The organism is uncultured Fibrobacter sp., from assembly GCF_900316465.1.
Classification (GTDB): domain Bacteria; phylum Fibrobacterota; class Fibrobacteria; order Fibrobacterales; family Fibrobacteraceae; genus Fibrobacter.
The window spans coordinates 1-20,407 of the sequence record NZ_ONDD01000021.1 but is presented as its reverse complement, the minus strand read 5'-3'; the positions used below and the strand labels follow the sequence as shown (position 1 = coordinate 20,407).

General features: G+C 47.1%; 19 protein-coding genes and 3 tRNA genes. 18 read left to right on the top strand and 4 right to left on the bottom strand.

Annotated features, from left to right (window positions below; translation table 11 throughout):
* The first annotated feature begins 209 nt into the window (after positions 1 to 209).
* The 7 genes from QZN53_RS09480 to QZN53_RS09450 all read left to right on the top strand — a co-directional run bounded on the left by QZN53_RS09480 (position 210) and on the right by QZN53_RS09450 (position 8,493).
* Positions 210 to 1,970 carry a polysaccharide lyase family 1 protein gene (locus QZN53_RS09480; RefSeq protein ID WP_163438754.1) on the top strand — a complete coding sequence of 587 codons (1,761 nt, stop codon included), beginning with the start codon at positions 210 to 212 and terminating at the stop codon, positions 1,968 to 1,970.
* Between the two features lie 80 nt (positions 1,971 to 2,050).
* Positions 2,051 to 4,405 carry an endopeptidase La gene (gene lon, locus QZN53_RS09475; protein WP_163438753.1) on the top strand — a complete coding sequence of 785 codons (2,355 nt, stop codon included), beginning with the start codon at positions 2,051 to 2,053 and terminating at the stop codon, positions 4,403 to 4,405.
* Complete coding sequence (locus QZN53_RS09470) at positions 4,405 to 5,160, top strand: YggS family pyridoxal phosphate-dependent enzyme (protein ID WP_163438752.1); 756 nt, start codon at positions 4,405 to 4,407, stop codon at positions 5,158 to 5,160. Before lon ends, QZN53_RS09470 begins: the two co-directional genes overlap by 1 nt.
* Positions 5,161 to 5,282: 122 nt before the next feature.
* On the top strand, positions 5,283 to 5,843 hold the full coding sequence (locus QZN53_RS09465) for a LemA family protein (protein WP_163438751.1): 561 nt from the start codon (positions 5,283 to 5,285) through the stop codon (positions 5,841 to 5,843).
* 24 nt (positions 5,844 to 5,867) lie between these two features.
* Positions 5,868 to 6,923, top strand: coding sequence for a M48 family metallopeptidase (locus QZN53_RS09460; protein WP_163438750.1), 1,056 nt, complete (start codon positions 5,868 to 5,870; stop codon positions 6,921 to 6,923).
* Positions 6,924 to 7,061: 138 nt separating this feature from the next.
* Positions 7,062 to 8,009, top strand: coding sequence for a hypothetical protein (locus QZN53_RS09455; protein ID WP_163438749.1), 948 nt, complete (start codon positions 7,062 to 7,064; stop codon positions 8,007 to 8,009).
* A complete protein-coding gene (locus tag QZN53_RS09450) occupies positions 7,993 to 8,493 on the top strand; it encodes a hypothetical protein (protein WP_163438748.1) in 501 nt (166 codons plus the stop codon). The genes QZN53_RS09455 and QZN53_RS09450 overlap by 17 nt, the downstream gene beginning before the upstream one ends.
* 4 nt (positions 8,494 to 8,497) lie before the next feature.
* Here the strand turns inward: QZN53_RS09450 and QZN53_RS09445 are convergent, their stop codons facing one another.
* The 3 genes from QZN53_RS09445 to QZN53_RS09435 all read right to left on the bottom strand — a co-directional run bounded on the left by QZN53_RS09445 (position 8,498) and on the right by QZN53_RS09435 (position 12,528).
* Positions 8,498 to 9,250 (bottom strand): hypothetical protein, encoded by a 753-nt coding sequence (locus QZN53_RS09445; RefSeq protein WP_163438747.1) that lies wholly within the window; start codon positions 9,248 to 9,250, stop codon positions 8,498 to 8,500.
* A 218-nt stretch (positions 9,251 to 9,468) separates the two neighbouring features.
* Entirely contained in the window at positions 9,469 to 11,043 is a 1,575-nt protein-coding gene (locus QZN53_RS09440) for a hypothetical protein (protein ID WP_163438746.1), read from the bottom strand.
* A gap of 198 nt (positions 11,044 to 11,241) precedes the next feature.
* Positions 11,242 to 12,528 carry a replication-associated recombination protein A gene (locus tag QZN53_RS09435; RefSeq protein ID WP_163438745.1) on the bottom strand — a complete coding sequence of 429 codons (1,287 nt, stop codon included), beginning with the start codon at positions 12,526 to 12,528 and terminating at the stop codon, positions 11,242 to 11,244.
* A 195-nt stretch (positions 12,529 to 12,723) separates the two neighbouring features.
* On the opposite strand from QZN53_RS09435, the gene QZN53_RS09430 reads away from it, so the two are divergent.
* Genes QZN53_RS09430 through QZN53_RS09405 form a run of 6 tightly spaced genes read left to right on the top strand, consistent with a single transcriptional unit; the run spans position 12,724 to position 18,253 of the window.
* Positions 12,724 to 13,254 carry a hypothetical protein gene (locus tag QZN53_RS09430; protein ID WP_163438744.1) on the top strand — a complete coding sequence of 177 codons (531 nt, stop codon included), beginning with the start codon at positions 12,724 to 12,726 and terminating at the stop codon, positions 13,252 to 13,254.
* A 21-nt stretch (positions 13,255 to 13,275) separates the two neighbouring features.
* Entirely contained in the window at positions 13,276 to 13,788 is a 513-nt protein-coding gene (locus QZN53_RS09425; protein WP_163438743.1) for a hypothetical protein, read from the top strand.
* A 26-nt stretch (positions 13,789 to 13,814) separates the two neighbouring features.
* Positions 13,815 to 14,594 carry a hypothetical protein gene (locus QZN53_RS09420; protein WP_163438742.1) on the top strand — a complete coding sequence of 260 codons (780 nt, stop codon included), beginning with the start codon at positions 13,815 to 13,817 and terminating at the stop codon, positions 14,592 to 14,594.
* The gene (locus QZN53_RS09415; protein ID WP_163438741.1) at positions 14,594 to 15,454 is read left to right on the top strand and encodes a hypothetical protein; all 861 of its coding nucleotides are present in this window, start codon (positions 14,594 to 14,596) and stop codon (positions 15,452 to 15,454) included. The genes QZN53_RS09420 and QZN53_RS09415 overlap by 1 nt, the downstream gene beginning before the upstream one ends.
* Before the next feature lie 8 nt (positions 15,455 to 15,462).
* A complete protein-coding gene (locus tag QZN53_RS09410) occupies positions 15,463 to 16,305 on the top strand; it encodes a hypothetical protein (protein ID WP_163438740.1) in 843 nt (280 codons plus the stop codon).
* A gap of 16 nt (positions 16,306 to 16,321) precedes the next feature.
* Positions 16,322 to 18,253, top strand: coding sequence for a hypothetical protein (locus QZN53_RS09405; RefSeq protein WP_163438739.1), 1,932 nt, complete (start codon positions 16,322 to 16,324; stop codon positions 18,251 to 18,253).
* A gap of 82 nt (positions 18,254 to 18,335) precedes the next feature.
* Here the strand turns inward: QZN53_RS09405 and QZN53_RS09400 are convergent, their stop codons facing one another.
* Positions 18,336 to 18,743, bottom strand: coding sequence for a thioesterase family protein (locus QZN53_RS09400; protein WP_163438738.1), 408 nt, complete (start codon positions 18,741 to 18,743; stop codon positions 18,336 to 18,338).
* A gap of 88 nt (positions 18,744 to 18,831) precedes the next feature.
* Here QZN53_RS09400 and QZN53_RS09395 point away from each other — a divergent pair, with 88 nt between their 5' ends.
* The 5 genes from QZN53_RS09395 to QZN53_RS09375 all read left to right on the top strand — a co-directional run.
* Positions 18,832 to 19,770 (top strand): hypothetical protein, encoded by a 939-nt coding sequence (locus QZN53_RS09395; protein WP_163438737.1) that lies wholly within the window; start codon positions 18,832 to 18,834, stop codon positions 19,768 to 19,770.
* Between the two features lie 232 nt (positions 19,771 to 20,002).
* Positions 20,003 to 20,075 (top strand) — tRNA-Thr (locus QZN53_RS09390).
* A gap of 10 nt (positions 20,076 to 20,085) precedes the next feature.
* Positions 20,086 to 20,168, top strand: a tRNA-Tyr gene (locus tag QZN53_RS09385).
* A 46-nt stretch (positions 20,169 to 20,214) separates the two neighbouring features.
* A tRNA-Thr gene (locus QZN53_RS09380) sits at positions 20,215 to 20,286 on the top strand.
* 22 nt (positions 20,287 to 20,308) lie between these two features.
* The coding region (locus QZN53_RS09375) for a GTP-binding protein (RefSeq protein WP_163414583.1) at positions 20,309 to 20,407 on the top strand (99 nt) is incomplete at its 3' end.

The following is a 20,407-nucleotide window of genomic DNA, read 5'->3' as shown; positions in this document are numbered from 1 at the left end:
AAAATATATTTTTGAGAACATTTTAGAAATGGCGATTTTTACTCAAAATCGCCATTTTCTTGTTTTATGCACTAGAATAGCGAAAAAAGTGCATTTTATTTTTGAGATATCTATTGACTTTTGGTCATTTTGATTATAAATTTTGAGAAGAAATTTGAGAACATTTTCAGGCGTGGTGGCTTGAAATGTCAAAATAAGGGATGGTTGATATGGTTAAATCACAAAAAAACTGGTCTAGAACTCTTGTCGTAGGCGCAGCATTGGGCGCAGCCCTCGCAACTTCCGCGATTGCGGCCACGTCACCTGATTTTCCGCTGACGGGCTGGGCGACCCAAAACGGCAGCACCACTGGCGGAGCCAATTACGGCACAGTCACCGTTGACAACGTCAGCGATCTTAAAAGCTACGCCAAAGCGGGTAACAAAACAATCTACATCAAGCCTGGTACTTATGCAGGTACCGTGGAAGTCGGTAGCAACGTTACCCTTTACGGCTATCCTGGAGTCACAATCACTCAGCCGTCCAAAGGAAGCGGTATCAAGATTTCCGGCTCCAAGAACGTGATTGTTCGAAACATTTCTGTGCAAGGTGTTGGTGCGGTCGATGAAGATGATGAAGACTGCTTGCAAATAAACCATGAAGCAAAAAACATTTGGATTGACCATGTTCATGTCTACGACGGGCACGACGGCAACATGGACATTGTAAACCAGTCTGATTATATTACAGTCTCGTGGAGCAAGTTTACCTATACGTCCAAATCCAAGAACCATCAATTTTCCAATCTTTTCGGCAATAGTGATTCAAAAACTGCAGATGCTAACGCCTTGAAGATTACCGTGCACCACAACTGGTGGGGTGATGGTGTAAAGGAACGTATGCCCCGCGTGAGATTTGGCCAGGTTCATGTGGTTAACAACCTCTACACAAGCTCTGCCGCAAGCTATTGCGTTCGTGCCGGCATGAAGGCAAACATCCGTGTCGAAAGCAATGTGTTCATTGGTGTAAAAAATCCTTTGGATTACAACAATCAGTCCAAAGAAGATGCCAAAGTTTCGATGATTAACAACTATTACGAAAAGACCTCTGGCAACACAACAGGCCAAGGAACCGCATTCACGCCGCCATACAAAATGAGCGTTACCGATGTGAGTAATCAGGCAAAAGCTTACGCGCTCCGTGATTCCATCCAGGCTTACGCTGGCCCAACGCTCCCGGCTCCGGGTAGCTCGCAGGTGACTCCGGTTTCTTCTTCTAGCGTAGTGGTGTCGAGTTCTTCGCAGGCGAAGTCCAGCAGCAGCGTTGTGCCTGCATCGAGTTCTTCTGCCAAGTCCAGCTCGTCGCAGACACCTGTCGCGGGCGAGGCTAGCCTCACCAAGCACGGCTCGGGAAGTGCGACCCAGGAAGTTGCCCAAGGTGCCTCTATCGTGGAATTCTACTACACGATTGAAGGCGCAACAGGTGCCACCGTAACGGGCCTTCCGCAGGGTGTGACGGGTACGCTCAAGGGTCTTGACTACTACATTTCGGGAACGGTCGCTTCTACAGCTGCACCGGGCGCATACAAATTCACCGTGACGACAACGGGTGCTTCCAAGAATGCATCCAAGAGCGGAACGATTACCGTGACGGGCAACGGCAATACCGAACCGAAGTCTAGTAGCAGCGTCGCTTCTAGTTCCAGCGAAACAGTCGCCTCCAGTTCTTCGCAAACAGCAGAACTTTCTTCGAGCAGCGAAACTTCGACTGGCTTTGTGGCCGTGACTGCTGCTCGCATCAACCTTTCTGTCTCGGGCCGCGACTTGCTGATTCAAGGCGCAAACGCAAAGCCTGTTACGGTGTTCGATATGCAGGGCCGCTTGATTCGCAAGACCATTGCGACTGGCAATCAGCTGGTAGTGCCGCTCCCCGGCGCTGGCGGCTACCTGGTGCGCGTGGGCTCCGAGAGCCACACTGTTCGAATTCGATAGTGACTTCCTAACCAAACCAAAAGCCAGTTTGCAACTAAATGCAGACTGGCTTTTTTTTAAAGATACTATCTTTGTAATGTATGGCTTTAGACACTTCAAAAACGTATCCGTTGCTCCCTCTGAGGGATGCTGTTGTATTTCCGCACACGACCCGCCGCATTTTGGTCGGCAGGGATATTTCTTTGCGCGCTCTTGAATACGCTGAATCGCACGATGGACAAATCATTCTTTCGGCTCAAAAGAATATCGAGCAAGAAGAAATCGAAAACCCGATGCTCGACCTTTACTCGGTGGGTATTCTGGCGCATGTAAGCAATGTGACTCCCTTCCCGAACGGTTGCGTGAAGGTGGTGCTCGATGGCGACTGTGTGGTGGACTTGCGTTCCATTACCACCAAGGACAATTTCTTGATGGTGACCGTTTCGGCACACAAGCCTGCGATTACAAATTCCGACAAGAGCCCGCGTTTTGAAACGGTGCTGACGCAGTTCAAGGAATATTCGCTGCACAGGAACATTTCTGAAGGCATGGTAGACGCCCTGTTTACCATGGATAGCCAGATTAACGCTTTTTATGGCATGATTCCGTTCTTGCAGATTTCGATGGACGAACGCCAGCGTTTGCTCGAAATTGGCGAAATCGATGAACTTGCCGAACGCCTGATTGAAATTATGCAGGTGGCTGCCGATACCGACACCATGATGGTCAAGGTGCAGCAGAACGTTCGCCAGAAAATGGCCCAGCAGCAAAAGGAATGGTTTATCTCGGAACAGATTCGCCAGCTGCAAGATGAACTGGATGGCGAAAACGGAAATTCTTCGGAGCCGGATCAGCTGCTCAAGAAAATCAAGGCGAAAAAGTTCTCGGCCGCTATTCAAGAAAAGCTTGAAGATGAAATTGGCCGCATGAAGCTGATGCAGCCGACGTCTCCGGAATATGCCGTGAGCCGTAACTATTTGGACTGGTTCCTGACGCTCCCGTATGGCGAATACACCGACACCGTGCTCAACATGAAAAAGGTGAAGAGCGAACTTGATTCCAAGCACTTTGGCCTCGACAAGGTCAAGGAACGCATTATGGAATACGTGGCGGTCTTGAAACTTACGGGTACTGAACGCCGTGCTCCGATTCTTTGCTTGGTTGGTCCTCCGGGCGTGGGTAAGACGACGCTTGTGGAATCGATTGCGAATGCCATGCAGCGTAACTTTGTGCGCATTACTCTGGGTGGCGTGCGTGACGAAGCTGAAATTCGTGGTCACCGCCGCACTTACATTGGTGCCATGCCGGGCCGCTTTATTCAGGCGCTTCGCCGTGCCAAGTGCATGAACCCGATTATCTTGCTTGACGAAATCGACAAGATGGCAAGCGACTTCCGCGGAGACCCGGCCAGCGCCATGCTCGAAGTTTTGGACCCCGAGCAGAACCACGACTTTACCGACCACTTTATGGAAGTGGGCCTCGACCTTAGCCGCGTGCTGTTTATTGCGACCGCAAATAGCGAAGCCGAAATTCCCGAAGCCTTGCGCGACCGTTTAGAGATGGTTCGCCTGCCCGGTTACTATCCGCACGAAAAACTGCAGATTGCAAGCAAGTACTTGGTGCCGCGCATTTGTGAACGCACCGGTATTGAAAACGGCAAGGATGTCGCTTTTGACGACGGCATTATTTCGAAGGTGATTCGCGAATGGACGCGTGAAGCGGGCGTGCGCGAATTGGAACGTACTCTTGAAAATGTGGTGCGTCACCGTGCAAAAGATAAGGTGATGGGCAAGAAGTATACGACCGAAGTGACGGAAAAGACTTTGCAAGATTACCTGGGCGCTCCGCGTTACCTCGACAACCAGCTGCCTGCTGCAGGCCGCCCGGGTGTTATCGTGGGCCTTGCATGGACAAGTGTCGGTGGCGAAATCTTGCCGATTGAATGCATGCTCTTGCCTGGCAAGGGAACACTTTTGATGACGGGTAAGCTTGGCGACGTGATGAAGGAATCGGCGCAGATTGCACTCAGCCTTGTTCGCGAACGCTTGAGCCGCTTTGGCATTGACCCGAATATCGTGAAAAAGACCGATATCCATATTCACGTGCCCGAAGGCGCTGTGCCCAAAGATGGCCCCTCGGCTGGTATTGCCCTTACACTCTGTTTGCTCTCTGCCTTTACCAAGCAGCCTGTTTCGCCCGAAATTGCATTCACCGGTGAAGTGAGCCTGACGGGTGCATGCCTTGCGATTGGTGGCTTGAACGAAAAGGCGCTTGCTGCCCTCCAGGCCGGCGTAAAGACCTTGCGACTCCCGGCGCAGAACCAGAAGGACGTGAACGAACTTCCGGCGCCTGCAAAGAAAGGCCTCAAGATTTTTACGCACAAGCACATTGACGAAATTATCAAGGTGCTGTTCAAGGAATCGAAAACAGACTCTGCGAAAAAAGAAAAGAAGTAATGGAATTCACACTTGATGAAATGCGTGAGCACCTTGCTGCTCTCGAAGCAAGGATTGCGGAAGCCTGCAAGATTGCGGGCCGTAGCCGCGACTCGGTAAAGCTTGTGTGGGTGAGCAAGTTTCACCCGGCAGAAGCTGTGGAAAATGCGATTGCGCTCGGTGCCACCGATTTCGGTGAAAACCGCGTGCAAGAAGCCGAGCTCAAATTCAGCGAACCGCGTACAGCAAAAGATGGCAGTCGCGTGCGTTGCCATGTAATTGGCCCTGTACAAAGTAACAAGCTCAAAAAGGCGGCGATTGTCGCTGATTGCATTCATTCTATTGCCAGCGTCGAAGCGGTTGAAAAACTCGAAAAAGTCTGCGCCGCCCAAAACAAGATTTTGGATATTCTCTTTCAGATTAACGCCGGCGAAGAAGAAACCAAGAGCGGTCTCGATGTGCACGAAGCCGAGGCGTTCCTTGCTGATTTGGAATCGCGCGGTGCTGCATATCCGCACCTGCGTTTCCGTGGACTCATGACCATCGGCAAGAATACCGGTGTCGCCGAAGACAGCCGTGAATGCTTTGCATTCCTCCGTAACCTGCAGCAGAAATTCCTCGCGAAGGGTGGCGTGTTTGCAAACTTTGACCAGCTTTCGATGGGTATGACCGGCGATTTGGAAGTCGCCATCGAAGAAGGCTCGACCATGATTCGCGTGGGAACGGCCCTCTTTGGCGAACGTGACTACAGCAAGCCGGTAAACGACCCTGTTTAACGCCTAAATAGTCATTCTCGCGCTATTTTGCCGTGCGCGACCCTTATTTTTTTCCATTCCGGGCTTGACCCGGAATCTTTTTTATATAGATTTCTTACTGAAAAAACAGAAAGGAGTAAAATATGACTATTGGGATTATTGCTGGCATTGTCGTGGTGGTTCTGATCGCCTGGTTCATCGGAATGTATAACGGACTGGTGAAACTCCGCAATAACCGCGAAAACGCATTTGCAAACATCGATGTGCAACTCAAGCAGCGTTTTGATCTGGTGCCGCAATTGGTGAGCACCGTCAAGGGCTACGCCACTCACGAAAAAGAAACGCTTGACAAGGTGACCTCGGCCCGTGCCGCCGCCATGAACGCAACGACTGTCGACGAAAAGGTCCAGGCCGACAAGGCCCTTTCTGGCGCACTCGCAGGGCTCCGCATTTCGCTGGAAGCTTACCCTGAACTCAAGGCCAATCAGAACTTCTTGCAGTTGCAGAACGAACTTGCCGATATCGAAAACAAGCTCTCTGCTGCACGTCGCTTCTTCAATTCGACGACTCGCGAACTCAACAACGCTTGCGAAGTATTCCCGAGCAACATTGTGGCTGGCATGTTCGGCTTCAAGCGTGCGCCCATGTACGAAGCTACCGAAGGCCGCGATACGCTCAACAAGGCTCCCGAAATAAAGTTCTAAGGCGATGGGGCGCAAACGCCTTCAATGAAATACGTCGGCCTTCAAACCCAAATTTGGCGGAACAACCGCAACAGTATTTTGCTGTTGTGCATGTTTCCCCTTATTATTTTGGGAATGGTTTTTGCGACGATTGTCGTCATGGATTTTTTCGGGGCACTCTGCCCCCTGATGCAGGGTGGTTGCCCTGCGGACCATACGACGCACATGAGGTACGGCATGATGCATTGGCCCGAAGTGTGGGACGCTTTTTGGACCGTGCTTCCGTATACGCTCCAGATTGTAGGCGTGTGGTTCATTATCGCCTATTGTGCAAACACCGCTATTATTCGCCACACGACGCATGCCAAGCCCCTTGAACGCAAGGACAACTTGCGTGTCTATAACATTGTCGAAAACCTCTGCATTGCGGGCGGCATCGAAATGCCGCAAATTAACATTGTCGAAGACAATGGCCTGAACGCTTTTGCAAGCGGTATTGATGTCCCTTCGTTTACCATCACGCTCACGACTGGTCTCATCGAGAAATTGAACGATGCAGAACTCTCTGCTGTCGTGGGCCACGAACTCACGCACATCAAAAACCGCGATACGCGACTCATGGTCGTGTGCATTGTGTTCGTGGGCATTTTTGCGACCCTTCAAACGATTTCTATCAAGCTGCTTTCCGCAATGCTTCGCGGTCCCCGCAACCGTTCTCGCAGTAGGCGTGGTGGTGGTGGCAGTGGTGGAGTCATTATCATCTTCGCTTTAATCTTGGTCGTTATCTGGAGTACGATCGGTTATATCTTCAGTTGGTTTACGCGCCTTGCAATTTCTCGCACTCGCGAATACGTGGCCGATGCAGGTGGCGCCGAACTCTGCGGCGACCCTTGGGCACTTGCCTCTGCCTTGCAGAAAATTTCGGATTACCCTGGTCTCGATACCGTGCGCCGTAATGACGTGGCGCAGCTCTACATTATTCACCCCGACGAAGAATTCGATAATGACATGAAACTCAAGGGCTGGATTGCCAAAGCGAACATTATGTTCTGCACGCATCCCGACACGCCTGAAAGGATTAGGCTGCTGAAGCAGTTCTAACCCATGCTTCGCTCAGCGAGTATTTTATTCGTTTTTTATAAAAATTTACTTACTTTGTTTTTGGAAAGTAGGCGTTATTTATTTTAACGCTAGAGATGCGTGCCGAATGATTGTTCGGCTTCTATTTTGGAGGTTATGATGAAACTTCTTGTATGCGCTCTTTTTATGGTAATCCTCGCCGCGTGCAATGGTGACGATTCCTACATGTACCATAGCTATTGCGAAACGTATCAATGTAAGGCTTCTACCGAGGTGCGTCAGCGCCCGACTTCGTTTATGCTTGAATTGCAGTTGAACGATTCGAGCGAATCTCATGTGGCTCGCCTTTACACGGTAAACTGCGACTATTTGGACGGTGAAGATTCTACTCAACTCAGCACGTTCTGTGTCGATAGCTTAAAGTATGGCGATAGCGACTCGTTGCGTCACTTGCCGCAAAAGAACAAGAATACCTACGACAACCTCACCTATATGTATGCTAATAATGATGGCTATATTCTAACGTCTTATGTGAGCATTCCGGTCGATGACGATGGCCACTTGCGCTTTACGCTTGTTGACCGCGAAAAGAAGGAAAAGTCGATAGATCTCGATCTTTCTGCATTTGTCGGTATGTATAAAGTTCATGGGGATACCTTTGATTTCGTGTTCCCGCCCAATACTGTATTTACGTATTATGATCGTGGAATCGTTGGTGAAGAAAGCGGCCCGTATGACAGGATTGACTGCAGTGATGAAAGCGGCCAAACCTATGTTCACGGCGGTTGCTATGAATACGCGCGTGACAGTGCTTATATTGATACATCGTATTATTGCGCTTTGCCAGATGCACAGTTGGCGATGGGCGGCTACATTGTAGATGCATCGGGAACATTTGGCTATGTCAAGGATTCCAGTGTTTGCCTGCATAATACCTTTACGAAAACAATTGCGGAGCGTACAGGACGTTCGTACAAATATATCAACTGCCACAGGACCAGTTTGAACCCGGCTCCTGAAACATTGACTGTCTCGCACCTGTATTCGGTGCAGTTGGTCAACGATTCTTTGCAGCAGGCTATGCCAGAAAATGTACAGCTTGCATGAGGCAAAGAAAACCGTAGACGAAGAAAAGCTTATCGGTTATACTGGATACGGAGTGCTTTTGTCGGCTAAATTCGGTGGCATATTTAAGAGCATGGTTGCTCCCTATGCGAATCTTGAACTAGAAATCACTAAAGGCGATTTGACCGGAAGAACGAAAAATGTTGATTCCGATGATGTCCCGAAATCCATACTTTTGGGTATTGGCCCGGGCATTGTGCTTTACCCGTTCTTCTATGTGGGTGGAGCCTTTCAGGAATTTTATATTGCCGGTACCGTGAATTTTGTTTTAGGCGGTGGCGGCGGAATCGGAAGCTTTGGCGAAGACCTGATGCTTGAACTTGGATACCTTTGGCCGGTGTCGGAGCGTATGCATGTGGGCCTTGCCATGGGCATGAACTTTTATGGTGGTGCAAGCCTTGACGGCGATTTGACAGACGAAGGCGGTTACGGTATTTGGCTTGGCCTGAAAATCGTCCGTATGTAAGGCTTTATTTTGGCAAAATGGGATTTTGACTTCCGATCTTTAAAATGACTGGTGTCTGCTGAATGCGGACTGTTTCTTCAGCAATGCCTTGTTGGATGGTTTTCCCGTTCAAATCGAATACGAAATACTTTTCGCCATGTAGGGTGGGCGGGATATGTGCCAAGTGGTTTTCGAAGGTGATTCTAGAGTCTGGATGTTTTCTAGGTTGAATTGGAACTGCCGATTGGCAAGCCTTTTTGGTCCATTCTATAATTTGGTCAGGGTTGTCATATGAATAGGGATAATAAGCAAACATATCAGTTTCTAAACTATTCAATTCATTATAGAAGTTGTTTAGCGAATCTGCTAAAAAGGTCGATAGACTATCTGCTTCTTCATGGGTCAAACTTAACATTCCGCATTCTTGCCAATGCATAAATTCGTCTTTGATTACATCGCCTATATTATAAGTTGAAGTGTTAACCTGAAAAACATAAAGAATCTGCTCTCCAGGTTTTTTGTGTTCTCCAAGGATATGACCTCTATAAAAGAACACGTTCGAATCTAGAAAAGCCTTTTCAGATTCTTTCTTAAGACATTTATAACCATCTGCGAGGGTGTCATTGTCATCTGTGTAATAATAGCCTGAAAATGAATATTTGCTATGCCAAATAGTAGAGTTGAGAAAATGGATTTCGATAGGAACGTGCAAACGGCAGTAGGTGTCAGCAAAAACAGCCGATACCAAAAGTAATGGAAAAAATAAATTTTTTTTCATATTTAGGATCCTTTTGTGTTTAGATGATTCCAATATAAAGATTCCCTGTTGGTAAATAGATAACTCCGCCCGATTCCACTTTTAGTTTGTCAAAATGATCATTGTTGTTTAAAAAGCAAGTGTCATTATGATGAACAATTAGAGTAGAGTCTCCTTCATCAAAAGAGGGCAATATGATGTTGGGTTTCCAGGGCCAATCGTTAGCATCAAAATGCTTGTCAATCGTCGTCTACATCCGCCATGTATTCGTCATCAATGCCATCGATAAAACGTATTTGTGATAAATCTCCTATATGCGCCCCGATTAAATTGTATAAACTTTTTTCCATTATTGTATAAGAGTATATTTCATCTTTGTCATTCACTCCGTCGGTATCAGAATCTGCTAGATTTGGATTAGTCCCAAAACGATATATTTCGTCAAAATCTGTAATTCCATCATTATCTGAATCAGTCCATTCTATCCATGAACTGTATTTGTCAAATTTTTCTACCCCAAGCAAGGAGTCCATGTTTTTGACTGTTTGGGGTGCATCCATTACGATATGCCAATCAACCATTTTGGATAAACAGTCCATTGAAATGATTACAGATTTTCCGAGGTTGTCAAAATTGATGCACCGTACAAAATTTCCTTCAGTTGTTGTATAATATGCATCAATCAACATATCGTGACCATTCGTTTCAACGGCAGAAATGCCTATAATAATCTCTTGTTCGTTATTCAGATATCTTTTTACATCATCATAATTTAAAGGATGTTTGGCTGTATAAACTTCATAGGCCAATGTAGAATCAAAGGCATATTTTAATCCAGTTATGACATCTCCAGTCCCTTTTGCTCTTGCAGATGATCCAAAGCCAAATGTATTGGTTACTCCTCTTGTCTCTTTCTGTACGTGCCACCTAATTTCGTCCAAAGATAAATTACCACCAAAATGTTGATTTAGATTCTTTATGGCTATTGCCCAACAGGAACTGGTTTCATTTTCGTCCAAAAATGATCTTTCCATGTGGGGATGGTCCCATTCCCGGAGATCTACGAATTCTCCCCAACCAACAACAAGCATCGGAGTATCTTTGTGTCCTGTTGTGGAGGCGATGCCGTGAATTTTCTGTTCTAAGACACTTCCTGCAGAGAAATTTCCAATATGCAGAGAATTAATCAGCGAACCTGTTCCCCCATATTCTGTCGTTGAATTTTTTGCTTCGACTTTCCATAAATAATCCTCTGCATTAAGGACGACGGCATCTCTATATCCGTATGTCTCTTTTTGATATATTTGCGTTGAATCTGATGAATAAATGGTTAATCTGTATCTTTCCGCATTTGGAACTTTATTCCATGCGAACGGAATGGAATCTCCATCGTTGATAAGCATTTTGGTCCCTGAAACAAGCGCGAGTGGTTTTGCATTTGGTAAATGATTTCCGCCTATATTCAGCTCGACTTTATCGTTGATAACAAAGTTTGTTGAAGCTATATAGCTTGGGTCTTTATTCTTGTCTCTTGGCATCCAATTATTTTTTTTATGAATGCCTAAGCAAAAGCCAGCTTCATAGGGATAAATTCCTGGTGGTATGGAGTCTATGGCGATTGTTATGGTCCAAACATTCTCGTTTAGCGAATCTAAACTGATTTGCGCTCCTGGCAAATCGTATTTATCTATGACAATGGAATCAGTTTTCTGGATGAAATATTTGACTTTAATATTGTAAAAATATGTATCAAATTCGTTATTTATTCGAAGACGAAGAATTGTTGCCGTTTTAGATTCAATTTGTTCATCCATTGTTTCCACTATTATTGCGAAAGCGTTGCAAACGAATGAAAATAGAATAAAAAAACTTGATAATGGAGGGATGCATTATTTACCGCAGAAAAAAAGAGTACATCCGGATATTAGAATTTTCGTATTAATTTGTCAATGTATTTCAAATAAATTTATTTTGATGGCAGATGTAAACCTGATTGCGGATTGTTATCTCGCTTAAGCGTTCTTCTTTTCTTTCTTAATCTGCTTTAATTGCGCAAGGCGTTCGCCGAGTTGCTTTTCCTTGCCGTAGGGCTTGGGCTGGTAAATCTCGGTGCCTTCGAGTTGCTTGGGCAGATGTTCTTGAGCGGAGTAAGCGCCGGGGCTGTCGTGATCGTACTGGTAGTCGATTCCGTAGCCCAATTTTTCGCCGACTTTCGTGACCGAATTGCGGAAGGCGCGAGGCACAGGGAGCGTGCCTGTCTGCTTCACGATAGAATCCGCCTTCATTCCTGCGAGTTCCACGCTGTTGCTCTTGGGAGCAAGCGAAAGGTAAATCGCAAGTTCGTCGAGGGCAATCAGGCCTTCGGGAATTCCCATGAAGTCGTAGGCTTCGCGGGCGCTCGTAGCAAGCAGAAGCGCGTTCGGGTCGGCAAGGCCGATATCTTCCATGCTCATGCGCATGAGTCTGCGCAGAATGAATCGCGGATCTTCGCCACCTTGCAGCATGCGGTGCAGCCAGTAGAGGGCGGCATCGGGATCGCTTCCGCGCACGGACTTGTGCAACGCCGAAATCAGGTTGTAGTGTTCTTCGCCGCCCTTGTCGTAACGCAGGGGCTTCTTGTACTGGAATTCTTCGAGAAGCTTTTCGTCGATGACTTTTTTATCGCCCAGATTCTTGCCGATCCATTCAATCTGATTCAGCAGGAATCGTGCGTCGCCATCGGATTGCGCGATGAGTTTATCGACGACGGCATCTTCGACTTCAACATCCTTCAGTTGCAAACCGCGAGGGTGATCGCGCAAGGCGCTAAAGATTAGCGTGCGCAAGTCGTCTTTACTTAAAGGCGCAAAAAGAATCAACTGACAGCGGCTAAGCAAAGCGCTGTTGACCTCAAACCCCGGGTTTTCGGTGGTGGCGCCTATAAGCGTCACCGTGCCGTCTTCGACGGCACCCAACAGCGCATCCTGCTGGCCCTTGTTAAAGCGGTGGATTTCATCGATGAACAGGATTGTGTCCTTGAACATCGCCTTCATCTTGCGGGCGTCAGCCAGGACTTCCTTGACTTCTTTGACGCCGCTAGCCACAGCCGATAACGCGACGAATGACTTTTTGGTATGCTGGCGAATCACGTGGGCGAGACTCGTCTTTCCGCAGCCCGGAGGTCCCCAAAAGATCATGCTCGGCACGCTGTCGTTTTCGAGACTCTTGCGCAGCAAGCTCTGCTCGCCCAGAATCTTGTTCTGGCCTAGGAACTCATCCAGGTTCCTGGGGCGTAATCTTTCGGCGAGCGGCTGGTCCATAAGTCAAAATCTCTTTTTATTTATGTACAAATGTACACTAATTTAAAGGCTCTGTCAAGCCAAATTGAGCCGAAAAAACGGTTTACGCACCCCCGCGGTCGCTCATTCCCTATTGAAAATATTTTCTTACACTCGTCTTGAAAAAGTACTAGAAATGTATTACATTTGCATCACTTTTGTAAAGGAATCTAAACAATGAACAAGTTCTCCGCCTTTTCCTTGGCAATTCTTTCTGCCGTCGCTTTCGAAGGTTGCGCATCGTCGACCTCTGTTCGCGTTACGGAAATCGACCAATACAGTCACCCCCAAGATGTACGCATTCGCGCTTTCAGTGCTTCAAACATGCAAACTCTCGGTCCCGTCTTTATCAAGACCGAAGACCGTTGCTCTGTTTCTGACATAGCTAAGGCTGCTACTGCAAAGTACAAGAACGTGTCTGACATCGTCAACATCCGCATGGAAGAAACCGAAATCAAGAATGGTCCCAACTCCAGTTTCTCTTGCAAGTATTCTGCACTGGCTGTTAACTACAAGTCCATTTCTCCGGAAGAATTTCTGAAATGGAAGGCCTTTTTCGATGCAAACAATGCCAATTCGGAATCAACTGTAGAAGAACCCGTGGCTCAGCAGGAAGTTCCCCAGGAACAGCAGCCCGTAGAAAATACGACTGAGCAGGTTGAAGAAAATAACAGTCAAGCCGCTAACGAAGCTTACTACACCAGATAATCACAAAGGAAAGGTAACAAAATGAATATCAAAACATGTTTGCTCGCATTAATCAGTGTTCTCATGCTTTCCGGTTGTGCATTAATTAAGAACAGTAACGAGGAAAAGATTAACACGATCACTCCCGTCGGCTCCGCAAAATTCGAAGCCTATGGCGCTGAACGTATGGACGCTCTTGGAATGGTTGCAACTAAGGTTGAAAGCCGTTGCTCTGCCGTTGAATTCTTCAAGTACGTGACCAAAGTTTATCCTGCTGCAGATGACGTAATCGATGTCAGCATGGAAGAAACCACTATCCAAAAGGGTGCTGCAACTTCTTACTCTTGCAAGTATTCTGGCCTCGCGGTGTCCTATACTCCGTTGAACATTGATGAAGCGAAGAAGTGGACTCCCAAGACACAGAAGCAGGAAGTAGTCGTTGTCGAAAAGCCCGCTGTACCGGCTCCCGCCTGCGTTCCCTGCGCATGCGTCACCTGCGGATGCCAGCCCTGCAACGCAATCAACCAGAACAACTACTATAGCCCCAATAACTAAGAGTTCCTTATAGGAAAGTTATTTCCATGACAAAAAAGTTTTTCATTTTACCCCTTCTTGGAGCAACACTCTCTTTTGCTACATGGGGATATTTTCCTTTCAGGGCTTCTGATGAAGGCTTTGCCGTAAAGGCAAGCCATTTCATCACGTTTGGTGACGAGGATGTGCATCAATTTGATCTCAATGCTCGCTATATTCTAGGCTCCACCTTGGAAATAGCTCTTATGGATCTAGGATTTCAGTTTACCGATCCTTCCGGTTTGCAGAATCCTATTGCAAGTCTTCGTTTTCAATTCAGCGAAAAAAATCTGTTATTTGTAGAAGGAACTCTTCCTATCGGCTCGGCTGAAAATCCCAAATACATCCATGCCGGTCTACAGCACGCCTTTGTTCTTTCCCAGCATTTTGCCTGGAGCACTGAATTAGGGGCGAACTACCTCATTAATGCGACAATAGAATCCAATGATTTCTACGGCTACTCCAAAATTACCAAAAAAGAGGGTGTTGAATTGAATTTTGCTACTGAAGCGGATTTCAATGCAAAACCGAGCTTTATTTGGTTTGTTGGTGCAGAAGTCAAGACTATGGTTCTTGACACTAAAATCGTAGAAGAAGGCCCCTATTGGACCGATGAGGAATATGCGGGAGAGTTGTACGATTTTGGAGTAAGGGGTTTCGGTGGGTTCAACATCGAAATCATGGAACATGCATTTATTGAAGAAGAATTGTCCATGCAGATTTATGGAACCGGCAAATACGACTATTCTTCTTTCGCGTTCAAAACTAGCCTGAAGTACTCATTCTAATGAATAAGCGCCTGTTATTTCTATTTTCAATCCTGCTAGCCTTCGGCGTTTCAAACGCACAAGACTTGTGGGGCGCCTCCTCTCAGGACGACCTTTGGGGTGACGAGAACAAGTCTTACAAGACCAAGGAAGAAAAAAAAGCCGCCGTTCGTAGGCAAGCCCGTTCAAATCAGTCTGTAAATACGCAACAGACTGCCAAGCAGAATGAACCTTCCGTTCAACAGAATACAGACTACTCTGATGAATGGAATACATTTTCGCCAGCGGAAACTGCGACTCAGCGTTTTGACTTGATTCCTGTGGACAATTCCACTGCAGTCAAAGACTTTGACATGATTCCTGTAGACAATTCCACCGCAAGCGAAGATTTCGGCTTGATTCCCGTGGACAATTCTACCGCTAACGATCACTTTGGTTTGATTCCTGTGGAAACTTCTTGCAAGGGAACCTCCTCTTCCAAGCAAATAAAGATTGAACAGGCAAAACTTGCCCAGGTCAAGGCCGAATTGGCTGCCGCACAGCAACAGAAAGAAGCCCTTGACAAAGCCAATCAGCAAAAGGCAGAGCAGGCTGCCGCAGCAGCGAAATCCACGCCACAGCCCAAACCTCAGGTACAGCCTTCAAATATCAAGGTCCATTGGATCCCGCTTTCCATTTGCGCCGGTGTTGCCATTACAGGTGGTGTTCTCGCCGTCATTTTTGATAACAAGGCAAGTGCTGCTGCCAATAGAATTCCGGTAAATCATAACACCTACAAGCAGTCCTACGACGATGCAGGAAATTATCAGACCAAGCGTAATGTCGCTATCGGTATTGCTGCTGCGGGACTTGTGGGCATGGGAATTACTTTCCTGTTCTAAGGATTATTATGGTAAAGAAGATTATATCCATTATTCCGTTCCTTGGGATGGCGGCCTGTACCGACTATCAGGCAAATGTGGAAAACACCTGGGGCGCCCAGGATGCCGCCTGGCAGGAACAGGAACGCTACCTGAATGAACTGAATGCGCAAAGGGCTTGCGTAGAAGGCCGAACCGTTTATCAGTTGATGGCCGATTCTTCCAATCTCATTTCCTTTGTTTGCCTAAACAACAGCTGGATTGCCTATTGCGATGAAGGTGCAGTACAATCATACAACCCCACGGGCTATGTATATCGTTGCTTCTCTAACATCTTGTATCCACTCTCTTCTATAGAGAATAATTCGTATGATCCCGTTAACGGCCAGCCGTCTAGCCAAGAATTAGAACCCGACAATGTTCTTTCTGGAGGTGACTTCAAGAAGTCATGCAGTTCCAGTGCTTGGGAAATTGAAACGCAGGGCGGAGCTTCTGCAGAAATTGGAATTAATGGTTTTGATTCCTGCGAACTTCAGTTCAAGTCAAATGGTGCGACAAAAGAAAGCGGATCCGTTTTGATCAAGAATTCTGTAAATCTCCATTATGGATACTCCTATCAGATTCGAATTCAAGGATCGGCGTTAAACGCTTCTGGCTTCGCATACGTCCGCGCTTCTATAAAAAGTGGTTCTGACACTTTCATGACGTTTGATTTCGACTTCTTCAATACATGGGAATCGAAAATCAGGAATCACTGTCAGGCAACACAGACTATGACATTCTCGTTGGAAGACCTGAATGTATCTGATTTTGCAATTCAGAAAATTGAAATTTTAAGACGCCCAGGCAACTGCAAGGCGAATGTTCAATAGAAATTGAGGTAGACACGTGAAAAAACTGGTTTCCTATATCATCGCATTGTCCGCTGCAAGCTTGTTCTTTGCATGCGGTGACGATACCTCTTCAAAAAACGATTCGGGATTGTCCATCGTTGGCACCGCATCGGAATTGCCGGCATGCGAAGCCGCTAACGCAGGGCAGCTTATGTTTGTCTCGGATGTCGGTGCTGTATTCTTCTGCAATGCAACATCCTGGACAAATCTTTCCGGAAGTAATGGTATTGATGGTATCAACGGTACTGACGGCGCAGGCTGTATTGCAGTTCCTAACAAGGATGAACTTGGCAAAGCGATTAGCTACTCCGTCATGTGCGACGGAAAGTTGATTGGCACTCTCCAGAATGGCGATGATGGCTCCAGCTGCACAGCCGAAGCAGTGACAGGCGGTTACGCTATTATCTGCGATGGCGTTTCTGTGGGCATTCTTCAGCATGGTACGAATGGAACAAGTTGCACGGCCGTCGCGACAACAACAGGTTTCGACGTGATGTGCGCAGATAAGTTGGTTGGGTCGCTCACAAATGGCGCTAAGGGTGAAACGGGCGACGGGTGTTCCATTGTTGCCAAAAAGAACACATCGGGCTATCTTACTGGTGAATACACGGTTACTTGTGGCAAAAGTTCCGTTACGCTTAAAGATGGCTTAAAGGGTGACGACGGCGAAAATTGCGTTGTCGCTGACGAGCTGGATGCAAATAACAAGAAGACCGGCAACTACACGCTGACTTGCGATGGGAAAACCGTAACCGTCAAGAACGGTATAGACGGAACGAGCTGCACGGCTGTGCCCACTACAGACAAAAATGGTGAAGAAGACGGCAAGGGCTTTGTCATCATGTGCGGTGATGAAGAGAAGGGTACAATCCTGAATGGCGCCAAGGGCGACACCGGTGACGGCTGCTCTGTCGAAGCTGTTAAGGACGAAGACGGTAAACTCACCGGTGAATACTCAGTTGTTTGCGGCGAAAGCTCCATTACTCTTAAAGATGGCTTAAAGGGTGATGATGGTGAAAATTGCGTTGTCGCTGATGAACTGGATGCAAATAACAAGAAGACTGGCAACTACACGCTGACTTGCGACGGGAAAACCGTAACCGTCAAGAACGGTACAGATGGCGCGAGCTGTACGGCAGTGCCCACCACAGACAAAAATGGTGTAGAAGACGGCAAGGGCTTTGTCATCATGTGCGGTGATGAAGAGAAGGGTACAATCCTGAATGGCGCCAAGGGTGATACCGGTGACGGCTGCTCTGTCGAAGCCGTTAAGGACGAAGACAACAATCTTACCGGTGAATATACAGTTACCTGTGGCGAAAGCGTCGTTACTCTCAAGGATGGCTTAAAGGGTGATGACGGTGAAAGTTGCACCGTCGCTGACGAACTGGATGAAGACAATAATAAGACCGGCAACTACACGCTGACTTGCGACGGGAAAACCGTAACCGTCAAGAACGGTATAGACGGAACGAGTTGCACGGCAGTGCCCACTACTGACGAGGTAAGTGGTATTGATGGCGTTATCATCACGTGTGGCACGGTGCAGAGCACTATCTGGAACGGAGCCAAGGGTGAAGATGGCGATGATTGTTCTGTTTCAGAAACCGAAGGTGGATATAATTTGAAGTGCGGTGATTCTGATCCTGTATTCGTCAAGAATGGAGTGGACGCAACCGTAACCGACGAAAGTAAGCAGGAAATTCTTGATTGGCTTACCGAATACGATGTTACGCCTCTTTCAACTTGCGATGAAGACAATCTGAATGAAATCAAGGATTACCCCCTAATTAATCGCGTTGGAATAACTGCCAGATACTGGAAGTGCTCCGTAAACGATGAAGTGTATAATTGGGAGCAATCAAACCAATCTGATTACGAAGCTTACATCGCTTCGCTCACTCCTGATCCCGATCCAGGCGAATAAACTGGATACTAAGTACCCAAAATTCAATTCAGATACAGAAATAGCCGCGATTTCTCGCGGCTATTTCTTAATTCAAAGAAAGCTATGCTTGGACAAATTCGAACTTTGCAAAACCGCTCGGCAGTTCGCGAGTGGGGCGGCCACCCTTGGTCATGCAATGCAGTGTAGAACCTAGGGTGCAAAGATTCCCGTTCACGAATACTTTGTATTCAAAGCGGACCTTGAGTCCTTCGCGGATCATCGAAGTTTCAACGTCTACGAAATCGCCGTAGCGGGTGGGCTGCTTGAACTTGACGTTCAGTTCCAGGACCGGCGCTCCGAAACCTTCGGCTTCCATGTCGGCGTAGCTTGCACCTGCGGTGCGGAAGTATTCGGTGCGGGCCTGTTCGAACCATACGGCGTAAACGGAGTGGTGGACGATTCCCATTTGATCGGTTTCCGCGTAGCGGACTTCAATTCGTGCGGTATGCTTGTAAGTACAAATTTCCATGCCTAAAATATATAAAACTCATTAAATTAACTTGTTGCCAATGCCGCAAAAAAGACTATATTGTAGAGTACAATATTGAGGAGGATAAATGAAATCTATTTCTATGGTCAATTTTTTCAAGACGGGCGTCATGTTGTTGCCCTTTGTTTTTGGGGCTTGTACAACAGATGAATCTTCTTCGGCATGGGAACGCCCCGAGAGTTTCGGCGACGTCTTGTACGAACGCCAATTGGGCAAGGGGTCAAGTGCTACATTTGATTGCAAGGTATATTCCCAAGGCAATCATGTGTCGCTCGAAATGAATTTTGACGTGATGGCATACCAGTCCACGATGAATGCCGTGTACTATTTCGAAGTGGGTAACCCTACCAATATGTATGTCGACATTTTGTTGTCGGGCATGTTCCAGGACGAATCGGACGATGCATGCGCAGGTCTTAAGGCGAACAACGAAGGAATGCAGGTGTCTTGTTCCCGTTCCCATGTGATGGGTAAGAGTGAAATGGAGTCTGTGAGCGAAGCTTCGTCATCGCTGGTACTTGGCATGATGGTGCCCAAGTTCAAGAGCCAGTGCGACAATTTCTATGACAACTATAAAGAATTGATGTCGGACTTGCCGGGGAGATGGAATAATGGCAATGCTGAACCTAGCGAACCGGCCTTGCTCTGCGACGTCAATCTCACTGCTGACTCTCTTCGCATGAATGCAGACTATTCGACGAGGTCTATGGCCATGGAAATTACCCATTATAGTATTAATGGTGAGCCTGTAGGGGCGTTTAGGGTGGTAGAGTCCTATGCTGGAGTTCCGGCAGATACGCTTGCGATGGTTTGCAACGCCTATCGCCAAGAATCCGATATTTCTGGCGTATATTGCGAAGGCTCGACCATTTCTTACCTGGCGCCGGAATCGCAGGACGGTGAAACCTTGACCCTCGAAGATATGGCCGTGTACTATAAAAAGGAGATCTGTACGGGCCTTTTGGACGGTTCGCTCAGCATGGAAGACATGTGGTTTAACGACTAATATATAACTAGTTGTTATTGAATAATTTAGGCCCCTTTTCCTCCGAAAAGGGGTTCTTTTTTGGCTTTTCAAAACTATTCACAATCTATTCACACTCTTTTATCTAGTATGTAGACAGATTTCTTAAAAAAAATGAAAAATTTTTGCTTTTTTTGACGATTTTCGTTGACAAAACCCAATAAAACTTATTAAATTTGGCTCACTCCTATGTTCAGTAATGAAACTAGGGTGTGCCAAAGTAGCTCAGCTGGTAGAGCAGCTGATTTGTAATCAGCCGGTCGTAGGTTCGATTCCTATCTTTGGCTTAGACATAATGGGTCGTTGCCCGAGTGGTTAAAGGGGACGGACTGTAAATCCGTTGGCTTACGCCTACCGTGGTTCGAAACCACGACGGCCCACGATAAAACGCCTGCTGAAGCAGAGAGCGCTTCAGCAGGCTATTAAGCCCAGGTAGCTCAGTGGTAGAGCACTTCCTTGGTAAGGAAGAGGTCTCGGGTCCGACTCCCGATCTGGGCTCTCACTAATTGGAGATAGAATCATGGCAAAAGAACATTTTGACAGAAGCAAGCCGCACTGCAACATCGGCACCATCGGCCACGTTGACCACGGCAAAACCACTCTGACCGCCGCAATCTGC